Genomic DNA, 21,544 nt, shown 5'->3' with positions numbered 1-21,544 from the left:
GCACGTTGTTTGTCGGGGTCGTTGACTACTGTCGGGCGATGACGAGCCAACGAGACCTCGCGCGACTTCGGCTAGCCGCGCAACGCATCGCCGGACCCGGCTTCGGATCGGCCGGCGAGGCGGTGCAATGGATGACCGCCGTCCAGGCGCAAGATCCCGGTGCCGTCACGTCAGTTGCCCTACGCACCGCCGGGCGAGATCGGTCCGGTGTGCATGAGGCAATGGATGCCGGCGAGATCGTGAAGTCGTGGCCGATGCGCGGCACGCTGCACTTCGTCGCAGGCGAAGATCTCGGCTGGATGCTTGGCCTCACGGCGGCTCGGATGATCATCGCGACCGCGCCCCGGCGTGCCGAGCTCGGCATCGACGATGCGATGATCGACCAGGCTCGCAAGGTGGCCGTCACCGCTCTGGAAGGCGGCGGCCAACTACGCCGCAGCGAACTCCTCGCCCTTTGGGATGAAGCCGGCCTAGTCGTCGCGCCCGGGCAAGGTTATCGCCTGATCTTCCAGCTCGCGCAGCTCGGCGTACTGTGCTTCGGCCCCTTCCAAAAAGGCGAGCAACGGCTCGTAATGCTCGACGAATGGGTACGCCGACCGCGGAGGCTCGATCGCGACGAAGCGGTCGGCGAGTGGGCGCTGCGCTACTTCCGCAGCCACGGACCGGCCACGGTCAAAGACTTCGCGTGGTGGACGAAGCTGTTGATGGTTGATGTCAAGGCCGGACTCGCGATCGCCCGACCGTTTCTCGAGCGCGTCGAAGTCGACGGCGTCGAATACTTTATGGATCCGCAAACACCGGACCGGCTCGCGGAGCACAGCGCCAACGCGAAGGGCGTCTTCCTGCTACCCGGGTTCGACGAGTTCATGCTCGGTTATCAAGACCGCGGCGCGGCCCTACCGACCAAGTTCGCCCCTCGCCTCGTCCCTGGCAACAACGGCATGTTCATGGCGTCCGTCGTCGACAACGGCGCAGTGGTGGGCACCTGGAAACGCCACGGCAGCGGCAAGAAGGCAACCGTCTCCGCGACGCCGTTTACCACCTTCACTAAGAAAGCGGAGTCAGCGATCCCCCGTCGGTACGCCGCGCTGCCCTGAACCAGACGTGATCGACGACCGGCGCGGTCAGGTGGCGCCCGAGCCACAGCCCATGACGGGCCGCACCGAGACTACGAGCGCGCAACGGCTGCGCCGGCGGGACCGTCAGCTTTGGCGGTTGCGGCACCACACCATGGGCGTGCAGCTCGGCGGCGGCCATCGACGCGAGGTAGCGATGACCACGCCGGTTGGGGTGCAACCGATCGATGCTGAGCATTCCACTGCCCCGCATGGGCAGCGCGTCTCGCGCCTCGAGCAGCCACGCGCCGTACTTCGCCGACACGCGTTCGATCACGCGGTTGGCCTGCTCGGCGCGGTCGCGATGACAGGCCAACTTGCTTGCCGGAAGCGGGATGCCTCCAACTACGTCGTGCAGCGTCATCGTCAGTACACCGCGGCGAGCTACGTTCATCAATGCGTCGATGACGTAGTCGTAGTCGGCCTCGAACCGCGATCGTCGGAAGCTGCTCGACATCACGTCGTTGACGCCGATCACGCAGATGTAGAGATCCGCGTCCATCGCGCGCGCCTGCGGTAGCTGATCACGGCGTACGTCGCAGATCTTCGCTCCGGTCAGCGCAAAGTTGGTCGGCAGGTTGAGACCGGTCGCGATTTCCGGATCGGTTGTCAGGTGGTGGATCCAGCCCAAAAGACGACCCTTGCCCGGGTCACCCACGCCCTCCGACACGCTGTCGCCGAGAGCGACCACATTGACCGGGGTCACGACCTAGGTCGACTTCTTGGCGGGAGCCTTCGCTGCGGTGGTCTTCTTCGCCGTGGTCTTCTTGGTCGCAGTGGTCTTCTTAGCTGCCGTGGTCTTCTTAGCAGTCGCCTTCGCGGGCGCCTTCTTGGCGGCTTTCTTCGCCGGCGCCTTCTTCGCGGGTGCCTTTTTCGCCGCGCGCTTGGCCTTCTTGGCCGGGCCGCGTGCGCGCCGGTCGGCGAGTAGCTCGGCCGCGCGTTCGTCGGTCAACTCCTCGACCGTGTCGTCCTTGCGCAGTGACGCGTTGTATTCACCGTCGGTGACATACGGGCCGAAACGACCGTCCTTGACCACCATCTTCACGCCGCTGACCGGATCGTCACCCATCTCGCGCAGCGGCGGTTTCGCGGCCGCCCGCCCGCGCTGCTTCGGCTGGGCGAGGATCGCGAGCGCCTCTTCAAGCGTGATGTTGAGGATCTGTTCCTCGGTCTCCAGCGAGCGCGAGTCCGACCCCTTCTTGAGGTAGGGACCGTAGCGACCATTGAGTGCCTGGATCTCGTTGCCTTCGGCATCGGCGCCGACGAGGCGCGGGATCTGGAGCAGCTTCAGCGCATCCTCAAGCGTGATCGTGTCGAGGTCCATCGACTTGAACAGGCTCGCGGTCCGCGGGGACTCCTTGGAGTCTTCCGGGGGAACGGTCGTGACATACGGCCCGTAGCGACCGGACTTCGCGATGATTTCCTGTCCGGACTCCGGATCGTTGCCGAGCGGCCGGTCGCCCGACGGCGCGGACAGCAACTCCTCGACCTTCTCAGGCGTCAGCTCATCGGGCGCCAGATTGTCCGGCACCGACGCGCGCCGACTGTCATCGTCCGCACCCTGCTGAAGATAAGGCCCATAGCGGCCGACGCGTACGACGACGCCGCCCTCGAGCGGGATCGAGTTGATCCCGCGGGCGTCGATCTCGCCGAGGTTGTCCGCGACGAGCTTCTTCAGCCCGCCAAGCTGGGCGATGCCGCCCTCTTCGCCACCGGTGCCGCCGAAGTAGAAGCGCGTCAACCAGTCAACACGACTGCGGGTGCCATCGGCGATGTCGTCGAGGTCGCCTTCGACCTGGGCGGTGAAGTCGTAGTCGACAAGTCGGGTGAAATAGCGTTCGAGGAGCGTGACGACGGCAAACGCTGTGAACGACGGAATCAGCGCGGAGCCCTTTTTCCATACATATCCGCGATCTTGGATTGTCTGGATGATTGAGGCGTACGTCGCGGGCCGGCCGATACCGAGCTCCTCCAACGCGCTGACGAGACTCGGTTCGGTGTAGCGGGCCGGCGGCTGGGTCGTGTGGCCCTTGGCGGTGAGGTCCGTAGCGGTGAGCGCTTGGCCTTTCGCGACTCTCGGCATCCGGCGCTCTTCGTCGTCGCTGCCGCTGCTGTCGTCTTCGTCCTTCGACTCGACGTAGGCACGAAGGAAACCCGGGAAGGTGATCGTCGTACCGGTCGCGCTGAACTCCGCCTTTTCACCTGTGCTGGAGTCGCCCGTCAGCCGGATTGAGACGGTCTGCCCGACGGCATCGGCCATCTGAGAGGCGATCGTGCGCATCCAGACCATCTCGTAGAGCCTGAACTCGTCTGAGGACATCTGATTCGCCACCTGGCCCGGTGTGCGGAACTGGTCACCAGCCGGACGGATCGCCTCGTGCGCCTCCTGCGCATTCTTGACTTTGCGCTGGTAACGGCGGGGCTCGGCCGGGACGTATTTGTCGCCGTACAGTTCGCGAGCCTGGTTGCGGGCCGCGCTCAACGCGGTTTCCGACAGCGTCGTGGAGTCGGTACGCATGTAGGTGATGAAGCCGTTTTCATACAGTCGCTGCGCCGTACGCATCGTCTGCGAGCTCGACCAGCGCATCTTGCGTCCGGCCTCCTGCTGCAGCGTGGAGGTCATGAACGGCGCCGCCGGACGACGCCGGTATGGCTTCTCATCGACCCGGGTGACCTCAAATGCCGCACCCTCGAGGCGCGCGATGAGGCCGCGGGCGCCAGACTCGTCAAGGTGTACGACGCTGGCCGCGGCGAGGCCTGTGTCGGGGTCGAAGTCGCGGCCGACGGCTACCCGGCGATCGTCGAGGTTGATGAGGGTCGCCTTGACCGAGCCTGGCTCGAGCGGATCGTCGTTTTTAAGCCCTGTCGCGAAGTCGCCGCTGACGCTCCAGTAGTCGGCCGCCTTGAACTTCATCCGCAAGCGCTCGCGCTCGACGATGATGCGCGTCGCCACCGACTGCACCCGGCCAGCCGATAGGCCCTGACCGACCTTGCGCCACAGGACCGGCGAAACTTCGTAGCCGTACAACCGATCTAGGACCCGGCGAGTTTCCTGCGCCTGGACCATGTCGTTGTTGAGCTCACGGGTGTTGGCAATCGCGTCCCGGATCGCGGCCGGGGTGATCTCGTGGAACACCATCCGGTGCACTGGGACGGTTGGCTTGAGGATCTCCGCGAGGTGCCAGGCAATGGCCTCCCCTTCGCGGTCCTCGTCCGTGGCGAGGTAGAGCTCGTCGGCCTGCGCCAGAAGACTCTTGAGCTTCGCGACCTGCTGTTTCTTGTCCGGACCGACGACGTACACCGGCATGAAGCCGTTGTCCGTGTCGACGCCCAACCGCGCCCACGATTCGCCCTTGTACTTCGCGGGTATCGGTGAGCCCTTGCGGGGCAGATCCCGGATGTGCCCGTAGCTCGCCTCGACCATGTAATCGTCGCCGAGGTAGCCAGCAATCATCTGAGCCTTTTTCGGCGACTCGACAATGACCAGCTTCTTGCCACCGACGCGGGCCTTGGCGCGGGACTTCTTCGGGCGTGCGGTCGTGCCGTCCCCGCTCGTGTCAGTGGCAAGGCCGTCGGCTTCAGCGTCTGAGTCAGAACCCAGCTGCAGTTCTTCGTCTGTCGCATCGGTGGTGGAAATCGGTACTCCCAGTGGTCTAAAACGTGCTCACGCGGTCACGCTCAACCGACTTCGGTACGTCGATCGCGGCGCGACAGCACTACTAACTGTCGCAAACTACCCCACTTCACGACGTGCCGGGGCCTCGCACCACCGCTCGCCACCCGCCACGGTTGATAAAAACGTGACGCGACCAGCACCCGTCGGCGACTGATGCGCAGGACCTTTCTGACGACCCGCGACGCTCAGGGCCAGTCGGACACCGGAGCGTCCGGCGGTGGCTCACCGACAAGCACCGCAAGACGAGAGAGCCGCTTATGCGAGCTAATCCGGTACGCCGGTTCACCGCTTCGTACCCCGATCAGCGCTCCAGGTACGCCGAGGCCGGCAAGCGCGGATCCGGAGACCGACCAGCGCACTTCCTCCGACGCGGCAAGGGGCAGCAAGTAGCCGGAGTCGGTCGGTCGCCCGGCCGCGATCACCCAGATCCGAAGAGCCGCGGGGGTCATCTTGACCGGCGAACTCTTACGAACCGCGCCCGGCGACCATCGGCGTGCGAGCGGCGCGAGTTCGTCGGTGAAGTCGGTTCGCGCGACGAACTGCAGGCCACGCTCGACGTCGCGGCTGACGTTGTACTCACCACCGAGTCCGCGTACGCCGAATGCGGTGACCAGCGCCTCGGCCCGCCAGGCGTCCGCGGTGAGTACCGAGACCCGCGCCGTACCGGACCGGTTGACGACGTGTCCCGGACCGAACAGCAGACCGTCGAGATCGTCGACGGCCGGTTCGGCGCCGTCCGCCTCGAAGAGGTACATCTGTTCAGCCACGGCGCAATCCTAATGGCAACCCGTGGTCGGAGACGCGAGGCGCAAATGATGGGCCGACGGTGGGTAGCTGATAGCGCGGTGGCGCATGCCGGTCGGCAGGCAACTGAGCGTTACCTGAGAAACTAGTGCGCAAATATAGACCGTGACCATCGCAACGGGATACCTTCTCGATGTGACCCAGCAACGCCCGGTCCTTGCGGCAGTCGGCAGCAGTGCCGCCAATCGGTGCGCACGATGGGTCGCGGTCGTCTACTCCTTCGCGGCGCTGGTGTCACTGACCTACTGGCATCACCACGCGGGGTTTGTCCAACATTTCTGGCCGGAACGGTTCTTCGGCCTGTTCAACGTGCCGATGTCCGAGAGCTTCTTTGTGGGGCTTCTGCTCTTCGTGCTCGCGGGGGCGCTCCTTCGCCACAAACGGTTTGCGCTCTGGATCGTGCTGATTTTTCAGGCACTCGGCGTACTGCGTGCGATCCTGATCTGGATTGGGTACGTCGCCGGCAGGCCACTGCCCAGCTGGACACCGCGCGTCGGGCAGCTGTTCGGCAGCGGAAGCAGCCAGGTCCTCGCGACGTTCAGCGGCATATTCGGGATCGTCATCATTGTGGTGCTGTGGCGGTCCCGGCTGGCATTTCAGGCGCGCCGTTCTCCTGGTTCCCGGCGGATCACGGCCCTCATCCTGGCGGTCGGTCTCTCGGCATGCGTGTTGCTGGCCGTACTTCTGAGCCTGAAGTCCCCCGGCAGTCTCGGCCAGCATCTCGTGTTCGGCTTGCGGGTGGTGTTCGGCATCAACGAGGAGGGGCTGTTTCTACAGAGCACTCACGGCCCGGAGTGGGTAGCCGACGTTATCGGGTGGATTGCGGCCGCCGTGATGCTGGTGGCAGCGGTCGTGTTCCTGCGGTCGCCGCGCACCCTGCGGATCATCGACGAGGACGCTGAGCTGCGCGTACGTCGCCAGTTGCTGACTGGCCACGACGACTCGCTCGGCTACTTTGCTACCCGTCGCGACAAAGCAGTCGTCTTCTCTCCAGACGGCAGGGCATCGGTGACCTACCGCGTGCTGGCCTCCGTATCGATCGCCTCGGCGGACCCGATCGGGCCGACCGAGGCGTGGCCGAGCGCGATCGCTGCATGGCTGAGCGAGGCGCGCACCTACGGCTGGGTACCGGCGGTGCTCTCGGCGAGCAAGGGCGCGGCCGAGGCGTACGTCGCCGCCGGCCTGCGCGCGATACCCCTCGGCGACGAGGCGATCATCAACGTCGACACCTTCCGGCTCACCGGCCCCGGCATGAAGGGGGTGCGGCAGGCGGTGAGCAGGCTGACTCGCGAGGGGTACGCCGTGTCGATCCGCCGGCACCGCGACATCGATCCTGACGAGCTGCGGCACCTGGCCGAGCTCGCCGAACAGTGGCGCGGTGACGCACCCGAGCGTGGCTTCTCGATGGCGCTGTCCCGGCTCGGCGACCCGGCCGACGGCTCGTGCCTGATGGTCGTCGCTGCTGCGCCCGATGGCCGTCCCGCGGGCCTGTTGTCGTTCGTGCCGTGGGGCCGCACCGGGGTTTCGCTCGACCTGATGCGCCGATCCAAGAACGGCCCCAACGGGCTCGTCGAGTTGATGGTGACGAGCTTGATCGGCGATGCCGCGGCGCACGGCGTACGACGGATCTCGCTGAACTTCGCGATGTTCCGCCGAGTGTTCGCAGATGCCGACGAGTTCGACGCCGGGCCCATCACCCGTCTCAACAACAGCGTGCTCTCGGTATTCTCGCGGTTCTTCCAGCTCGAGACGCTCTACCGGTCCAACGCGAAGTATCGACCCGAATGGGTGCCCCGCTACCTCTGTGTCGACTCGCCGCTGTCCCTGCCGAGGGTGATGATCGCGGCGGGCGCCGCGGAGGGGTTTCTGCCCGATCCCAGCACCAGCCGAGCGCTGACTCAGAAGATTTCCAGCGCGCAGTTCGGCGAGACGGTCGCCGCCCAAGAGTCGGCCGCGCTAGCCGCGACGATCCCGGTACGTCGACTGGCGCAACAGCATTTGATGCGCCGCGACGACCTCGCGGAACTGCGCGCCGCGCACATGCCGCCGTACCCTGTGGCCGTGCCCCGCACCGGATCCCTCGACACTCTTGTCGATGCACCGATCGGCACGGAGCTGAGTGTGACCGGGCGGGTCCTGAGCATCCGCAACCACGGCGGCGTGATCTTCGCGCACCTCACCGAGGGTGGCGCCCTATTGCAGTTGCTCCTCAACGACGCCGACCTTGGTCGGCCGCTGTTGAGACTGTGGTCGCAGACGGTCAACCGCGGGGACCTGGTAAGCGCCACCGGGATCATGGCGCACAGCCGCACCGGCGAGCGGTCTCTGCTCGTGCGGGATTGGGCGATGGCCGCGAAGTCGTTACACCCGCTGCCCCCGGCGCACAGCGGGCTCACCGATCCCGAGCGCCGGGCCCGTCAGAGATCGCTCGACCTCATCGTCAACCCGGAGGCACGGACGCTGCTCGCCGACCGCAGCCGCGCCGTACGCTCGCTGCGCGACACCCTTGGCGCCGAGGGGTACGCCGAGGTCGAGACACCGATCCTGCAGACGGTCCACGGTGGCGCGTCGGCGCGACCGTTCCGCACACACATCAACGCGTACGGCATCGACCTGTCGCTGCGCATCGCGCCCGAGCTTTACTTGAAGCGGCTCATCGTGGGCGGGATGGGACCGATTTTCGAGCTCGGCCGCAACTTCCGCAACGAAGGTGTCGACGCGACCCACAATCCCGAATTCACCTCGCTCGAGGCGTATTTGCCATACGGCGACTACGACCGTATGCGCGAGCTCGCGACCGAGCTGATCCAGCAGGCCGCCATCGCCGTACACGGCGCGCCGGTGGCACTCCGTCCCGACCCACAGACCGGCGAGCAAGTGCGCGTCGACCTGTCCGGGCAGTGGCCGGTGGTCACGGTGCACGACGCCGTTTCTCGCGCTTGCGGGCGCTCGATTACCCCTGATACGCCGCGCGCAGAAGTGGCCGGCATCGCCGCCGACCTGGGCATCGCCGTACCGGACGGGGCCAGCGCCGGTGAAGTGGTGTCCGAGATCTACGAGCGGCGCGTCGAGCCGACCACTGTGTCCCCGACGTTCTACACCGACTTCCCGGTCGAGACCTCGCCGTTGACCAGGCCGCATCGCGTCGACCCGCGACTGGCTGAGCGCTGGGACCTGGTGGCATTCGGGATGGAACTGGGCACTGCGTACTCCGAGCTGACCGATCCGATCGACCAGCGAGCACGGCTGACCGAACAGTCGTTGCGCGCGGCTGCGGGAGACCCCGAAGCGATGGAGATCGACGAGGCATTTCTGACTGCGATCGAGACCGGGATGCCACCGACCGGTGGTCTCGGGCTCGGCGTCGACCGGATCGTCATGCTGCTGACCGGATCGCCAATCCGGTCCATCCTCACCTTCCCGTTTGTCCGTCCCACACTGGGTCGTCTCACACCAGGTCGTCCCACGCTGGGTCGTCCCACCCCAGGTCGCCTCACATTGGGTAGTAGCACACCGGGATAACAGCGTGTTCAGCTGCGGCAAAGGCGATCTGGGCTCAGGTCGTGCTCAGGCCGACGACCCACTATTTGGGTATGAGCTCCCCCCTACCCCCGTCTCACACGGATAAGTACCCTGCGCGCACGGCTCAGACCATTGACACGCCCGCGCCCGTACCGACTCCGGCGCCTATTGCACCGTCCCGCGACGGTAGCGCCGGAGCCTAACGAGACCGTGGTTGCGCCCCTTTCGCCGCACCGCACCTCCAACCACCGACGATGGGGCGTGCGCATCCGAGCTACCCTGGCCGCCACCTCGGTGGTGCTCCTCGCGCTCGTTGCCGGCGGCGCTCTGCTCCTGGTCCTGCTCCAGCAGGCTCTGGTCAACGACGCCACCAGCCAGACCGTGTCTACCGCACGAGACCTCGCCGGCAAGTACGCCGGGGAAACGGTTCCCGGCGTACCGACACTTGCCAAGGACCTCACGCACAAGGGCCAAGAGGTGCAGATCGTCACCTCCAAGGACAAGGTCGTCGCCGCCGCGCACGAGGAGTACCTGGAGCACTCGCTCGTCAAAACACCCGCCGCCCCAGGGCAGACGGTCAGCTATCCCGCAGGGTCGCCACACATCAACGCTCACGAGGATGACCCGGTCGTCACATCGGTCGGATTCCTCAGCGGCGGCAAGGCGTACGCCGTCAACGTGATGGCCGAGATCGACGTACAGAAGCAGTCCGTGCGCACCGTCGGGCTCTACCTACTGGTCGGCATTCCGGTGTTGCTGTTGGTGGTCGGTTGGCTGACCTGGCTGCTGGTCGGACGGGCGCTGCACGAGGTCGAGCGCATCCGCGAACAGGTCGACGGAGTACGCCGCTCCCGGCTCAGCCAACGTATCGACGTACCGCCGACGGCCGATGAGATCGCCCGGCTCGCCACCACCATGAACGCGATGCTGACTCGGCTTGAGGAGTCCGATGCGGCGCAGCGGCGCTTCGCATCGGACGCGAGCCACGAGCTGCGCAGCCCGCTGGCCACCCTCAACGCCACCCTCGAGATCGCCATCGCGGACGAGACCGGCGACACGTGGCGCGACATGCAGCCGGTGCTACTCGGCCAGACCGGCCGGATGAAGAGCCTGGTCGATGACCTGCTGACGCTGGCCAAGGCCGACGACCATCAGGTGCACCTGCGGCGTACCGAACAGGACCTCGACGACCTCATCGAGAACGAAGCCCGAGCCGTCGGCGGCGGATCCAGCAAACAGTTCGTCGTACGCGCCGAACCAATCCGAGTCGTATGTGACGGGGCCCGGATCGCGCAGGTGCTACGCAATCTGCTGGACAACGCCGAACGGCACGCAAACTCACGGATCTGGGTCAGCTGCCGGGTCGAGGGCGGCATTGCGACCGTGGACGTGGACAACGACGGCCCGGCCGTGCCCCGGGCCGACCGCACACGCATCTTCGAACGTTTCGTCCGCCTGGACGACAGCCGCTCACGCGACAGCGGCAGCAGCGGACTCGGGCTGGCGATCGCCGCAGAGTTCGTCACCGCGCATGGCGGCACGATCGTCGCGACCGAATCGCCCCAAGGCTACTGCCGGTTCCGATTCACCTTGCCCGTAGACGACGCACCATGACCACTTTGAGACGTTCTCAGGATTTCCTCAGGCAGCGGTGGCACGATCAGAACCGTCAAGAATCGAACTCGGCGGAGGAGCTAGGCATGCGGGTGCTGATTATCGAAGACGAACAAGCACTCGCCGAGACCATCCGGCGCGGACTGGTCAACGAGGGGTTCGTCGTACGCGTCGAGCACAACGGCAACGACGGGCTCTGGGCCGCGACCGAGGAGCGCTTCGACGTCATCGTCATCGACATCATGCTGCCCGGGCTCAACGGCTACAACGTGCTGCGCGAGATTCGCAAACGCAAGATCTGGACACCGATCATGATGCTCACGGCAAAAGACGGCGAGTATGACCAGACGGACGCTTTCGACCTTGGCGCCGATGACTACCTGACTAAACCGTTTAGCTTCCTGGTCCTCACCGCACGTTTGCGCGCGTTGATCCGGCGCGGCGCTCCCGCCCGCCCCGTCGAATTGACAATCGGGTCGCTCAACCTCAACCCTGGGCGCCGTTCGGTCACCCGCCACGGCGACGAAATTCCGTTGACCGCCAAGGAGTTTGGCCTGCTGCACTTCCTTATGCGGCAAAAGGGTGCCATCGTCTCGAAGAGCGAGATCCTCGCCAACGTATGGGATCCGGCGTACGACGGCGCGGAAAACGTGGTCGAGGTCTACATCGGATATCTGCGCCGCAAGATCGACGTGCCGTACGAGCTATCGACACTGCAGACCGTGCGCGGAATGGGTTATCGGCTGGTCGCGGACAAACCCCAAAACGCGCACGCGTAGCGGGCGGACCTCATGGACACTTCTATTTACCGCGCCGTACACAACTTCATGGACAACACCACCTGGCTGCACGGCTTCATGGCGGCGTACGCCTTGTGGGGCGGCCTTGTGCTGCTGGCAGTCATGTTGGTCGGCGCGTGGTGGTCGGCGCGTCGGCGTACTACTGGACGGCCCGCCGTCGCGGCAGCCGTCCTCACTGGGATCGCGACCCTCGTCGCCGTTGGGCTCAACGCGCAGGTCCTCTCCCCGCTGATCGGTCGGGTGCGCCCCTGCAACGCGCTCCCCCACATGACCACCCTTCTGCCGTGCAACCCGGACTACTCCATGCCCAGCGACCACGCCATCATCGCCGGCGCCTTTGCCGCGGGCTTCTGGCTCATCGACCGCCGGCTCGGCATCATCGCGACACTGCTGTCGCTGCTGCTGGCCTTCTCGCGCGTGTACGTCGGGGTGCACTACCCCTCGGACGTCCTCGTGGGACTGGTCGCCGGCGCGCTGATTACCTTGGCGATTTATGCACTTCTCCGGCGCCGCGCCGTACTGGTCGTCGATCGGCTGAGTCAGTCACGCTGGTATCGCCTTGTCGCGCCGGTCCGTGAGGCGCCTCATGCTCGACCATCCGTCACTAATGTTCGACCATCCGTCACTTAAACCCGTCACCAGAGGCATAATCGCCGCGGGCGGCGCGTCGTTCCTACGATGAGATTCGGGGCGCTAATAGCTCCAAGAATGCGCGTGCGGCCGGGTTGCTCGGGCGGGCACTGCGCGAAACGAGGGCTAGCTTTCGCGAAGGCGATGCGGGACCGATGGGCACAGTCGCGAGACCACTACCTTCGGCAATGGAACTCGGCACGATGCTAATGCCGAGTCCGTGTCCGACCAGCGCAAGGACCTGTCCCATCTGGGTCGCCCGAAATCCTATACGCCGGTGCAATCCGGCTTCGGCACACAGCGTCTCGATGACGGTCTGCAGACCGGTGCCGGCACTGAATTCCACAAATGTGTAGTCGGCCAGTTCGGCAAGCGTGGTCTCGGCACGGGTCGCCAGCGGATGATCATGCGCCGTGACGACCGCGAGATCCTCCTCATATCCCCGAAGGAGGGTGAGGTCTCGCGGGAGCGGACTGGCATCGAGTGCGACGTACGCGACATCGAGTTCGGCTGCCTGGACCGAACGCACGAGCTCTGCGGTGGTCGCCTCGTGCAATGCGATCCGGATGTGGGAGTAACGCTGGTTGAACTGCGCCAGCACCGCCGGCAGGTCGACCACGGTCAAGGTCTGCACCGTCCCCACCGCGAGCGTTCCGGCCGAGAGATCGTGGAGGTCGGTCAGTTCTTCGCGTGCCGTCGCGATCTGCCCGAGGATGCGGTAAGCGGCCGCCCGGAAGGTCTGGCCGGCGGTGGTCAACGCAACCTTGCGGGTGGTGCGTTCGAACAGTTGAGTTTGTAGCTCTCGCTCCAGCGCGCGAATAGAGGCACTCAGCGCCGACTGGGAGAGATGGATACTGCGGGCGGCGCGGGTGAAGTTGGCAGCGTTCGCGACGGCGAGGAAGTGTTCAATCTGACGTACTTCCATTAATCGACTGTATCAGTTAATTCCATCGCGAGAATCCGTTGGACAGGACAATCGAGCGGCGGCATTCTTGACCGATGCCCCAGCCAGCTACATCAACGCAATCCACTGCGGTCCGCCGACGGCTGGTCGTGGCCATGGCACTCGCCTCGGGAATGGTCGTGGCCAATAGTTACTACGCCCAGCCTGTAGTCGGCACGATCGCCGAGAGTCTGCACGCCTCGACGCAAAGCGTCGGTCTCGTGGTCACGGCGAGCCAGATCGGATACGCCGTGGGACTTGCATTGTTAGTGCCGCTTGGAGATCTGCTTGAACGACGTCGGCTGCTCGTCACGCTGCTGACGGGGACCACCGTCTGCCTGATCGGGATGGCGCTCTCGCCCAACTGGCAGATGCTCGGAGTGGCGGCATTAATGGTCGGCGTGAGTTCGGTGGTCGGACAGGTGCTGGTCCCGTTGGCCGCTACCTTAGCGCGAGCGGACGAACGCGGACGTGTCATCGGTAATGTCATGACTGGGCTACTCCTGGGCATTTTGCTCTCGCGAGTGGTAGCCGGATTGGTTGCGCAGGTCGCGGGATGGCGAGCGGTCTTCTGGCTGGCCGCGGGCTTAATGGTCGCTACCGCCGTGATGCTCCGGCGCGAATTACCGGTCGTACCACCAAGCACACAACTTCCTTATCGCGCGCTGCTTCGCTCTGTGCTGCGTCTGGTGGCCGATGAGCCCGTGCTGCGCCGCAGAATGACTTACGGCGCACTCACTTATGTGTCGTTCGGCGTGTTCTGGACAAGTGTCGGGTTTCTGCTCGCCGGCCCCGACTACCGGTGGTCGGATGCAAGCATCGGCCTGTTCACGCTGGTCGGCGTTGCGGGAGCCTTGGCGGCGAAGTTCGCCGGAGCGCTGGCCGACCGCGGCTACGCCCGGATACAGACCGGCGCGTTCGTCGCGATCACCGCACTGAGCTTCGGGCTTTTGGCGATCGGGCGCCACCACGTCATTGCGCTGGGCGTCGGGGTCGCGCTACTCGATCTGGGCATCCAAGGCACGCACATCAGCAATCAGAGCCTGTTCTACCGGCTGCGTCCCGACGCGCGCAGCCGGCTGAATACCGCGTACATGACGACGTACTTCGCGGCCGGTTCACTAGGAAGCGCGCTCTCTGCGGTCACGTACGTCGGATACGGCTGGGCCGGCGTATGCGTGCTCGGCGCCGTGTTCCCCACGGTCGGCACGCTGCTGTGGATCATTGAAACGCTCCGCGAGCGACGCCCCGGGTGACCGGCTCGCCCGCATCATTTCTCGTCATAGCCATTGGCTATGTCCTCATGGCGGATCGATGGCTACCGCCCCGGGTTTCGCGTCCCTATCGTCGTAGGTGTGCAGATACGACCCAATATTTCTAAATCCGCAGAGCATCCGGACGACGCCACTGCCGCCGACTCTCGCCCGAGCCGCCTCGCCGCGGCGAGAGCGTACGGCCCCGGCGTACTACTCGCGGTCGTCATCGCCGCGGTCGCGACCGTCATCGGCAAACTGCTACCGATCGTCGGCGGTCCGGTCTCCGGGATCGTCATCGGCGTAGTCGTCGCGGCCATTATCAAGCCCGGCGAACCACTACATCCGGGCATCAAATTCTCCAGCAAGACGATCTTGCAGATCTCCGTCGTAGTGCTCGGTTCGCAGCTGTCGCTCACCCAGATAGTCAAGGTCGGATTCAGCTCGTTGCCGGTCATGCTCGGTTCACTGATCATGTGCCTTCTGGCGGCCTACTGGATCGGACGCTGGTTAGGCCTAGTCGGCGATCTGCGCACGCTCATCGGCGTCGGTACCGGCATCTGCGGCGCCTCCGCGATTGCCGCGGTCACGCCGGTGATCGGGGCCGTCAGTGCGGACGTGGCGTACGCCGTGTCGACGATCTTCTTGTTCAACATCGCTGCGGTACTGGTGTTTCCGGTCATCGGTCACCTTCTGGGCATGAGCCAGCACGCCTTCGGCCTGTTTGCCGGTACGGCGGTCAACGACACCTCGTCGGTCGTCGCCGCGGCGGCGACGTACGGACCCCAGGCCACCAACTACGCCGTCGTCGTCAAGCTGACCCGGACACTGCTCATCATCCCAATCTGCCTCGGGCTCGCGGCCATCAAAGCGCGCCGCGATCGCACGCAACAGGCCGCTGAAGATCCCTCGACCGTCGAGGCCGCTACCGATAAGCCGGCACGCTCCCGGCTGTGGGTCATCAAACTTGTGCCATGGTTCCTGGTCGGGTTTTTGATCGTCGCGGCCGCCAACTCGATCGGCATCATTCCGACGTCCGTGCATCCTGCGCTCAATGAAATATCGGTCTTCCTGATTACCGTCGCGCTGTCTGCGATCGGATTGTCGACGGATCTGCGCGCCCTACGCCGTGCCGGCGCACGGCCGCTCGTGCTCGGCGCCTGCTTGTGGGTGATAGTCGCGTTGACCAGCATCGGGCTGCAATACCTGACCGGCACCCTGTAGCCAAGTCTTTCGGTAGCCAAGTCTTTCGGTAGCAAAGTCTTTCGCCGACGGCTCCTGCCACCCGGCGCGCTGCCGATGGTGGCAGGCTGTAGCGGATGAGCGACGTGACGAGCAGCGAGAGTTGGCCCATGGGGCTACTGCGCTCGTTGCTCCCCATCGGCGATGCCGATCAGTCGCCGGTCACCCACCTCAAGGTCCTCCCGCCCATTCCCGGCGAAACCGTCGACTGGCCGACATGGGCCGCGCCCACTCTCGTTGCGGCATACGCCAGACTTGGCATCGAGCGGCCGTGGAAGCATCAGGTCATCGCCGCCGAGCATGCGTGGCGAGGAGAGTCGCTCGTCATCGCTACCGGTACGGCGACCGGCAAGTCGCTCGGCTATCAGCTTCCGGTGCTGTCCGGGCTGCTGCACGACCGGCGCGCCAAGGCGCTCTACCTCTCACCCACCAAGGCACTCGGCCACGATCAGCTGCGCGCGGTCGAAGCCCTGGAGGTCGATCCCGGCGGCAACGACGGAATCCGCCCCGCCCCGTACGACGGAGACACCGTGCCCGACGAACGCGACTGGGCTCGGGAGCATTCGCGCTGGCTCTTCTCCAATCCGGACATGCTGAGCCGATCGATCCTGCCGCAGCACGCCTACTGGCACATGTATTTCCGGCGGTTGCGATACGTCGTCATCGACGAATGCCATATATACCGCGGCATTTTCGGTTCGCACATCGCGCACGTGTTGCGACGCCTGCGCCGGATCTGCGCGAAGTACGGCAGCGAACCGACGTTCGTCCTTGCCTCCGCGACTGCGCGAGACCCCGGCGAAATCGCGTCCGAGCTGACCGGTTTGGCGTGCGCCGAGGTGACGGCCTCCCAAGCACCGCACGGCGAGCGAACCATCGCACTCTGGGAGCCACCCCTGACCGAGCTCACTGGTGAACACGGTGCGCCCATTCGCCGGTCGGCACCGACCGAGTCGGCACGACTACTTGCCGACGTGGTCATCGCAGGGAAGCGAACGTTAGCTTTCGTCCTGTCTCGCCGGTCCGCCGAAATCGTTACTTTGCAGGCACAGGAGCATTTGCGCGAAGCAGGCGCGCACGAGCTGGCCGCACAGGTGGCGGCGTACCGGGCCGGCTATCTGCCTGCCGAACGACGCGCACTCGAAAACGGGCTCAACGACGGCACGCTCTGCGGTGCGGCCGCGACGACCGCGCTCGAGCTGGGAATCGATATCGCCGGGCTAGACGCCGTACTCGTCTCCGGGTTTCCCGGCACGCTGGCAAGCCTCTGGCAGCAGTTCGGGCGCGCCGGTCGCCGGCAGCAGGAATCGTTGGCCGTGTTCATCGCCCGCGACGACCCGCTCGACACCTTCCTCGTGCACAACCCGGAGGCCGTCTTCGACCGGCCGATCGAGTCCACAGTCATCGACCCGACGAATCCCTACGTCCTCTCGCCACAGTTGTCGTGTGCGGCGTACGAGCTGCCGATCACCGAGGCCGAGGTCGACGATCTCTTCGGCGGCGACGCCGCTCGCCAGGTGCTTGCAGGCCTAGACGGCGTGCGACGTCGGCCCACCGGATGGTTCTGGGTGGCGCAGGAGCGACCGATCGCGGACATCCGTGGGTCGGGCGGAACGGTCGCGCTGATCGAGTCGGCGACCGGCCGGCTACTCGGCACCGTGGACACCGGCGCCGCACCGTCGACCGCCTTCCCAGGCGCGGTTTACCTGCACCGCGGTGAGACGTGGCTGGTCGACGATCTGGATCTGGAAGACCGGGTGGCGATGCTGCATGCAGACAACCCGAGCTATTCGACGTACGCCCAGCAGCAGACCGACATCCGGCTGTTGGGGGTACGCCGGTCGGTGGAGCTGACGACTGGCACGCTCGGGTTTGTCGACGTTGAAGTGAGCAACCAGGTCGTGTCCTACCAGCGACGCAAGATCACCACCAACGAGGTCATCGACCAGATCCCACTCGACCTGCCCGCGCAGGAACTGCGCACCAAGGCGGTGATGTGGACCCTCAACGCCGAGACCCTCGATCGGTTCGGAACTGCCGAGGAAGTCGCGAGCCTGCTGCCCGGCGCGTTGCACGCGGCCGAACACGCGTCGATTGGCCTACTGCCGCTGATCGCGACGTGCGATCGGTGGGACATCGGCGGCGTATCGACCGCGCTGCACGCCGATACTGGGCTGCCGAGCGTCTTTGTGTACGACGGGCACCCCGGTGGCGCTGGCTTTGCCGAACGCGCCTACGAACGCGCCGCCGAATGGCTCGGCGCGACGCTATCGGCGATCGAGTCCTGCGAGTGCGCATCCGGGTGCCCGAGCTGCATCCAGTCACCGAAGTGCGGCAACGGCAACGATCCGCTCGATAAGGGCGGCGCAGTCACGGTGCTCCGCACGCTCACCGCAGCGCTTAGCTAAAGCCCGATGTCGTAGTCGTACTCATGCAGACCTTGCGACCGCCTCGTCACCTCTAAGGGCTAACCGACGTCGGCAGTTGCTTTTGGCGATTCAGCTTCGGATGGCTTGATTGGCGACGTGTACTGGCCGGACGGCGAATGCGTCGTGATCGCCAGCCGGTTCCACGCGTTGATCGCGACTATCGCAAACAACAGCGCCGCATAGGACTCGTCATCGAATTGGGCTCGTGCCGCCGCTTCCACCTCAGCAGGAACGTGATGCTCGGAGATGAGCGTGACCGCCTCAGCGAAGGCCAGCGCCGCACGTTCGGCGTCGCTGTAAAGTGCCGATTCACGCCACGCATTGAGCATATATAAGCGGTCTTCGCTCTCGCCCATGGCGCGAAGGTCCTTATAGTGCATGTCAATGCAGAACGCGCAGCCGTTGATTTGGGATGACCGCAACTTGACCAGTTCGAAGACGGTGGGATCCAGCGGGCTGTTCTTGACCGCTGCCTCGAGCGACGACATCGCCTGGTAGCCAGCGGGAAGTGCCTTGTAGGCGTTGAAGAATTCGGGTTGGGTTTGACTTGTCATGTGCCTAGCCTATGACCTTGCTGGTCCAGTCCGCTGGTCCACTTTTTGGTGCCTAGACTGGACCAGTGGACCTCTTCGTTGACCTCTCTCCTGGGCTCGGCAGGCAGGACGCGGTGGAGGCGGCGCTTCGAACCGCGATCAGCGCCGGCCGTCTAGCACCCGGTGCGCCGCTGCCATCCACCCGCACTCTGGCCGCCGAGCTCGGACTCGCGCGCGGGACCGTCGTAGCGGCGGTCGAGCAACTGGCGGTCGAAGGCCTGTTGGAGACTCGCCAGGGAGCGCTCACGCGGGTGGCGCATGTACCGCCGCCGGTCACCGCCACGCGCACACAACGCTCGTCGCCCAAGGCGCCGCGGGCCGACTTCACCGGCGGCGAACCGGACCTCACCCGCTTCCCGCGCTCGTGGTGGGCGGCCGCCGTACGCAAGTCCCTAGCGCAGGCCGATGCGTCGACACTCGGATACGGAGACCCCCGCGGCAGCATCGAGCTGCGAGCGGCGCTCGTGGACTATCTCGGCCGAACCCGGGGGGTGACGGCCGCCGTTGAGCACGTCATGGTCCTATCCGGCTTTCGCCAGACGCTTGCGATGTTGGCGCGCGTGCTGCACCGGCGGGGTCATCGCCGGATCGTGGTCGAGGACCCTGCTCTCGAGGTGCACCTCGAACTGTTACGGGGCGCCGGGCTCGAATGTGCGCCGATATCCGTTGACGCTGACGGCGCACAAGTGGGCATGATCGACCAGCACGAGGTCCGGGCAGCGCAGGTGACCCCCAATCACCACCTGCCACTCGGGGTCAGCCTGTCACCGGCCCGGCGTAGCGAGCTCGCCGCCTGGGCCGCCTCAGTGGATGGTTTCATCATCGAAGACGACTTCGATGGCGAACTGCGTTATGACCGGCGACCGCTGCGCGCACTGCAGGCACTCGATCCGGGGCGAATTGCCTATTGCGGCACCGCCAGCAAGTCGGTGGCGCCGGGCCTGCGACTCGGCTGGTGCGTGTTACCGCCCGCACTCGTCGAACCGGCAGTCGGCGCGCTCGTGGACATGGGCGGGCCGACCGTCTCGTCGCTCGACCAGCTCGCATTCGCCGAGCTCATGGCGTCGGGTAGGTATGACCGGCACGTGCGCACGGTCCGTACTGAATACCGGCGGCGCCGCGACCTGCTGTCCTCGTCGCTCGCTGCGCAAGTGCCCGGCGTACGACTCGAGGGCGTTTCGGCGGGCCTGGTCGGCCTCATCCGGCTACCTGCAGACTGCGACGAGGACACGGTGGTGGCGCGGCTTGCCGACCGTTCGGTGGCGGTGATGCCACTGGGCATCTTCCGCTCAACACGTTCTCACCGTGATGAGCCCGCCATAGTCGTCAACTACGGTCGACCTTTTGGGCACCAGTTCGCCGCTGCCATCGAACTGCTCACCTCCGCCCTCGCGGACGCGATCGGTCACTAAGGCCGGCTCATCCGTGGGTATACCCCGCCGTGAGCGTGATCGCGATTCCGACGGTGCCGTCCTTGCCACGCCGCAGCCTGCTGCCAAGCACCGTGAGTCTGCCGACTACGCCGTACTTCGCGCGCAGGAGGCGCCGGACGCGTTCGGTCTGTGCCCCGTCGAGAATTGCGGCTGTACCGCTAACGGGAGCGCCCGCGACGTTGCCTCGCATATCGCACGCCGCGACTTCAACCTTCGGATTTTTCCTAAGGCGCTTCACTTTCCAGCTGTCGGCGACGGTCCATACGAAGATCTGGTCGCCCTCACGCACCGCCCACAGCGCCGTTGGCACGCCTTCTCCGTTCTTGCGGTACGTCGTCAGACTGACGTACTTCGCGTCCCCGAGCCGCTCCAGATCTCCCATGAGGATGAACTTACCCGCTGGATCCCGATCGATTGGCTTACGGCGCGAGGTCGACTGGGCCGGCGCGCGCGGTCGCGGTCGCCGTGCCCAGGCCGAACCGACCCAGGTGTACGTCGACGCTAACCGCGATCAAGACGACCTCTCCATCGACCGCGCAGGAGGTAATGCGCGCACCATTTGCGGCCGCATTGCCACTCGCTACGTCGCACGGCGATCCGGTCCCATCTATGAGCACTTGGGCGGCAGCCAGCGCGGCAAGGTCGGCGGCCGAATTCGCCTTGTGCCGCGCAGTCTGGGCTAGGCCCAGCAGCATCACTGAGAGCGCTACCACGCACAGGACCATGGCCATCGCGACGACCCAGATGGTTCCACTACCACGTTCGGTAGGCATCGAGTCCTTACGTAGCAGGCATTTCACGGAGCCGGCCCCGCTACGGTAGCGGCATCCTTGGTCGCCGGCACCGGACCGGCGTCGTCGCTCGTCGGTTCCATTCGACCGGTGGCCGAGGCGGTGACGGTATAGGTCCCGACAAGCCCGCCGACCGGTCGCGTCGGCGCTTGCACGGTCACCGTCACCGTGTCGCCGTTGATCGCCACTGAAACCGCTGCGCCGTTTGGCGCAGCGCGCTGAGCGATCGAGACAACCACGGATGCCGAGTCACCGCGCGCCGCGGCACGGGCTCCTTCCCGCGCCGCATCAACGCATCGAAGTTGCGCCGCAACCGCTGCGATTACTGCGATCAACCCACCGAGTAGCAGGACGACTGCGGGTATGGCGACCGCGATCTCAGCCGTCGCCATACCCGCTTCGTCGCCACGTAGTTTCCGACGCACGCTAGGAGATCGCCGAGAGCGCAGAGGAAATCAGCGATCCAAGCGCCGACACCACCGACGAACCCGTAACGACCTGATAGAGGATCGCGGCGAATGCGCACGCTGCGACGGTGCCGACGGCGTACTCGGCCGTCGTCATACCCGCGTCACGATCGCGACGACGCAGTGGCGCGACCATCCCTAACGCGACCGCGGCGCTGATCGCGCGCACGGCCCCTCCCAGTGGTCCCTGCCGCGCGCGGCGTTCCCCGTAGTTGCTGTGCATAGTGCTGTC

The 21,544-nt window shown here is 65.6% G+C and carries 18 protein-coding genes; 9 read left to right on the top strand and 9 right to left on the bottom strand.

Annotated features, from left to right (window positions below; translation table 11 throughout):
* Window positions 1-38: 38 nt before the first annotated feature.
* Window positions 39-1,097, top strand: coding sequence for a winged helix DNA-binding domain-containing protein (locus CLV47_RS05985; protein ID WP_106348095.1), 1,059 nt, complete (start codon window positions 39-41; stop codon window positions 1,095-1,097).
* Here CLV47_RS05985 and CLV47_RS05980 read toward each other — a convergent pair.
* The 3 genes from CLV47_RS05980 to CLV47_RS05970 form a co-directional block, all read right to left on the bottom strand.
* A complete protein-coding gene (locus CLV47_RS05980) occupies window positions 1,048-1,821 on the bottom strand; it encodes an SGNH/GDSL hydrolase family protein (protein ID WP_106348094.1) in 774 nt (257 codons plus the stop codon). The two genes, CLV47_RS05985 and CLV47_RS05980, sit on opposite strands and share 50 nt — an antisense overlap.
* Before the next feature lie 3 nt (window positions 1,822-1,824).
* Entirely contained in the window at window positions 1,825-4,716 is a 2,892-nt protein-coding gene (gene topA / locus CLV47_RS05975) for a type I DNA topoisomerase (RefSeq protein WP_106348093.1), read from the bottom strand.
* A gap of 260 nt (window positions 4,717-4,976) precedes the next feature.
* Window positions 4,977-5,558: a hypothetical protein gene (locus CLV47_RS05970; protein WP_106348092.1), complete on the bottom strand. Its 582-nt coding sequence runs from the start codon at window positions 5,556-5,558 to the stop codon at window positions 4,977-4,979.
* Between the two features lie 172 nt (window positions 5,559-5,730).
* On the opposite strand from CLV47_RS05970, the gene lysX reads away from it, so the two are divergent.
* From lysX to CLV47_RS05950, 4 genes are all read left to right on the top strand, one after another.
* The gene (gene lysX / locus CLV47_RS05965; protein WP_106348192.1) at window positions 5,731-9,117 is read left to right on the top strand and encodes a bifunctional lysylphosphatidylglycerol synthetase/lysine--tRNA ligase LysX; all 3,387 of its coding nucleotides are present in this window, start codon (window positions 5,731-5,733) and stop codon (window positions 9,115-9,117) included.
* A gap of 261 nt (window positions 9,118-9,378) precedes the next feature.
* A complete protein-coding gene (locus tag CLV47_RS05960; RefSeq protein WP_106348091.1) occupies window positions 9,379-10,731 on the top strand; it encodes a sensor histidine kinase in 1,353 nt (450 codons plus the stop codon).
* An 86-nt stretch (window positions 10,732-10,817) separates the two neighbouring features.
* Window positions 10,818-11,510, top strand: coding sequence for a response regulator transcription factor (locus CLV47_RS05955; protein ID WP_106348090.1), 693 nt, complete (start codon window positions 10,818-10,820; stop codon window positions 11,508-11,510).
* Window positions 11,511-11,522: 12 nt separating this feature from the next.
* On the top strand, window positions 11,523-12,161 hold the full coding sequence (locus tag CLV47_RS05950) for a phosphatase PAP2 family protein (protein ID WP_106348089.1): 639 nt from the start codon (window positions 11,523-11,525) through the stop codon (window positions 12,159-12,161).
* 43 nt (window positions 12,162-12,204) lie between these two features.
* Here the strand turns inward: CLV47_RS05950 and CLV47_RS05945 are convergent, their stop codons facing one another.
* On the bottom strand, window positions 12,205-13,086 hold the full coding sequence (locus tag CLV47_RS05945; RefSeq protein ID WP_106348088.1) for a LysR family transcriptional regulator: 882 nt from the start codon (window positions 13,084-13,086) through the stop codon (window positions 12,205-12,207).
* 74 nt (window positions 13,087-13,160) lie between these two features.
* Between CLV47_RS05945 and CLV47_RS05940 the strand changes: the two genes are divergently transcribed.
* From CLV47_RS05940 to CLV47_RS05930, 3 genes are all read left to right on the top strand, one after another.
* Window positions 13,161-14,360 (top strand): MFS transporter, encoded by a 1,200-nt coding sequence (locus CLV47_RS05940; RefSeq protein WP_202862413.1) that lies wholly within the window; start codon window positions 13,161-13,163, stop codon window positions 14,358-14,360.
* Between the two features lie 39 nt (window positions 14,361-14,399).
* Window positions 14,400-15,581, top strand: coding sequence for a YeiH family protein (locus tag CLV47_RS05935; protein ID WP_106348086.1), 1,182 nt, complete (start codon window positions 14,400-14,402; stop codon window positions 15,579-15,581).
* 95 nt (window positions 15,582-15,676) lie between these two features.
* The gene (locus tag CLV47_RS05930) at window positions 15,677-18,007 is read left to right on the top strand and encodes a Zn-binding domain-containing protein (protein ID WP_106348085.1); all 2,331 of its coding nucleotides are present in this window, start codon (window positions 15,677-15,679) and stop codon (window positions 18,005-18,007) included.
* A gap of 59 nt (window positions 18,008-18,066) precedes the next feature.
* Here the strand turns inward: CLV47_RS05930 and CLV47_RS05925 are convergent, their stop codons facing one another.
* Window positions 18,067-18,582, bottom strand: a complete 516-nt coding sequence (locus tag CLV47_RS05925; RefSeq protein ID WP_106348084.1) for a carboxymuconolactone decarboxylase family protein — start codon at window positions 18,580-18,582, stop codon at window positions 18,067-18,069.
* A 65-nt stretch (window positions 18,583-18,647) separates the two neighbouring features.
* On the opposite strand from CLV47_RS05925, the gene pdxR reads away from it, so the two are divergent.
* A complete protein-coding gene (pdxR, locus tag CLV47_RS05920; RefSeq protein ID WP_106348083.1) occupies window positions 18,648-20,033 on the top strand; it encodes a MocR-like pyridoxine biosynthesis transcription factor PdxR in 1,386 nt (461 codons plus the stop codon).
* 7 nt (window positions 20,034-20,040) lie between these two features.
* Here the strand turns inward: pdxR and CLV47_RS05915 are convergent, their stop codons facing one another.
* From CLV47_RS05915 to CLV47_RS05900, 4 genes are read right to left on the bottom strand one after another with little or no spacing between them, the layout of a single operon-like run.
* The gene (locus CLV47_RS05915; RefSeq protein ID WP_106348082.1) at window positions 20,041-20,436 is read right to left on the bottom strand and encodes a PPOX class F420-dependent oxidoreductase; all 396 of its coding nucleotides are present in this window, start codon (window positions 20,434-20,436) and stop codon (window positions 20,041-20,043) included.
* A 37-nt stretch (window positions 20,437-20,473) separates the two neighbouring features.
* A complete protein-coding gene (locus CLV47_RS05910; protein ID WP_106348191.1) occupies window positions 20,474-20,827 on the bottom strand; it encodes an Rv3654c family TadE-like protein in 354 nt (117 codons plus the stop codon).
* Window positions 20,828-20,850: 23 nt separating this feature from the next.
* The gene (locus CLV47_RS05905) at window positions 20,851-21,237 is read right to left on the bottom strand and encodes a TadE family type IV pilus minor pilin (protein WP_106348190.1); all 387 of its coding nucleotides are present in this window, start codon (window positions 21,235-21,237) and stop codon (window positions 20,851-20,853) included.
* Window positions 21,238-21,271: 34 nt separating this feature from the next.
* Complete coding sequence (locus tag CLV47_RS05900) at window positions 21,272-21,535, bottom strand: DUF4244 domain-containing protein (RefSeq protein WP_238145247.1); 264 nt, start codon at window positions 21,533-21,535, stop codon at window positions 21,272-21,274.
* Window positions 21,536-21,544: the final 9 nt, after the last annotated feature.

Source organism: Antricoccus suffuscus, assembly GCF_003003235.1.
Taxonomy (GTDB): Bacteria; Actinomycetota; Actinomycetes; order Mycobacteriales; family Antricoccaceae; genus Antricoccus; species Antricoccus suffuscus.
This window is presented reverse-complemented; position numbering and strand designations above follow the sequence as displayed.

Excerpts from the sequence above, each read along its gene's own strand:
- CLV47_RS05985 (WP_106348095.1), top strand. The coding sequence starts at position 39 with ATGACGAGCCAACGAGACCTCGCGCGACTTCGGCTAGCCGCGCAACGC.
- CLV47_RS05955 (WP_106348090.1), top strand. The coding sequence starts at position 10,818 with ATGCGGGTGCTGATTATCGAAGACGAACAAGCACTCGCCGAGACCATC.
- CLV47_RS05950 (WP_106348089.1), top strand. The coding sequence starts at position 11,523 with ATGGACACTTCTATTTACCGCGCCGTACACAACTTCATGGACAACACC.
- CLV47_RS05945 (WP_106348088.1), bottom strand. The coding sequence starts at position 13,086 with ATGGAAGTACGTCAGATTGAACACTTCCTCGCCGTCGCGAACGCTGCC.
- CLV47_RS05940 (WP_202862413.1), top strand. The coding sequence starts at position 13,161 with ATGCCCCAGCCAGCTACATCAACGCAATCCACTGCGGTCCGCCGACGG.
- CLV47_RS05935 (WP_106348086.1), top strand. The coding sequence starts at position 14,400 with ATGTCCTCATGGCGGATCGATGGCTACCGCCCCGGGTTTCGCGTCCCT.
- CLV47_RS05930 (WP_106348085.1), top strand. The coding sequence starts at position 15,677 with ATGAGCGACGTGACGAGCAGCGAGAGTTGGCCCATGGGGCTACTGCGC.
- CLV47_RS05925 (WP_106348084.1), bottom strand. The coding sequence starts at position 18,582 with ATGACAAGTCAAACCCAACCCGAATTCTTCAACGCCTACAAGGCACTT.
- CLV47_RS05915 (WP_106348082.1), bottom strand. The coding sequence starts at position 20,436 with ATGGGAGATCTGGAGCGGCTCGGGGACGCGAAGTACGTCAGTCTGACG.
- CLV47_RS05910 (WP_106348191.1), bottom strand. The coding sequence starts at position 20,827 with ATGCCTACCGAACGTGGTAGTGGAACCATCTGGGTCGTCGCGATGGCC.
- CLV47_RS05905 (WP_106348190.1), bottom strand. The coding sequence starts at position 21,237 with ATGGCGACGGCTGAGATCGCGGTCGCCATACCCGCAGTCGTCCTGCTA.
- CLV47_RS05900 (WP_238145247.1), bottom strand. The coding sequence starts at position 21,535 with ATGCACAGCAACTACGGGGAACGCCGCGCGCGGCAGGGACCACTGGGA.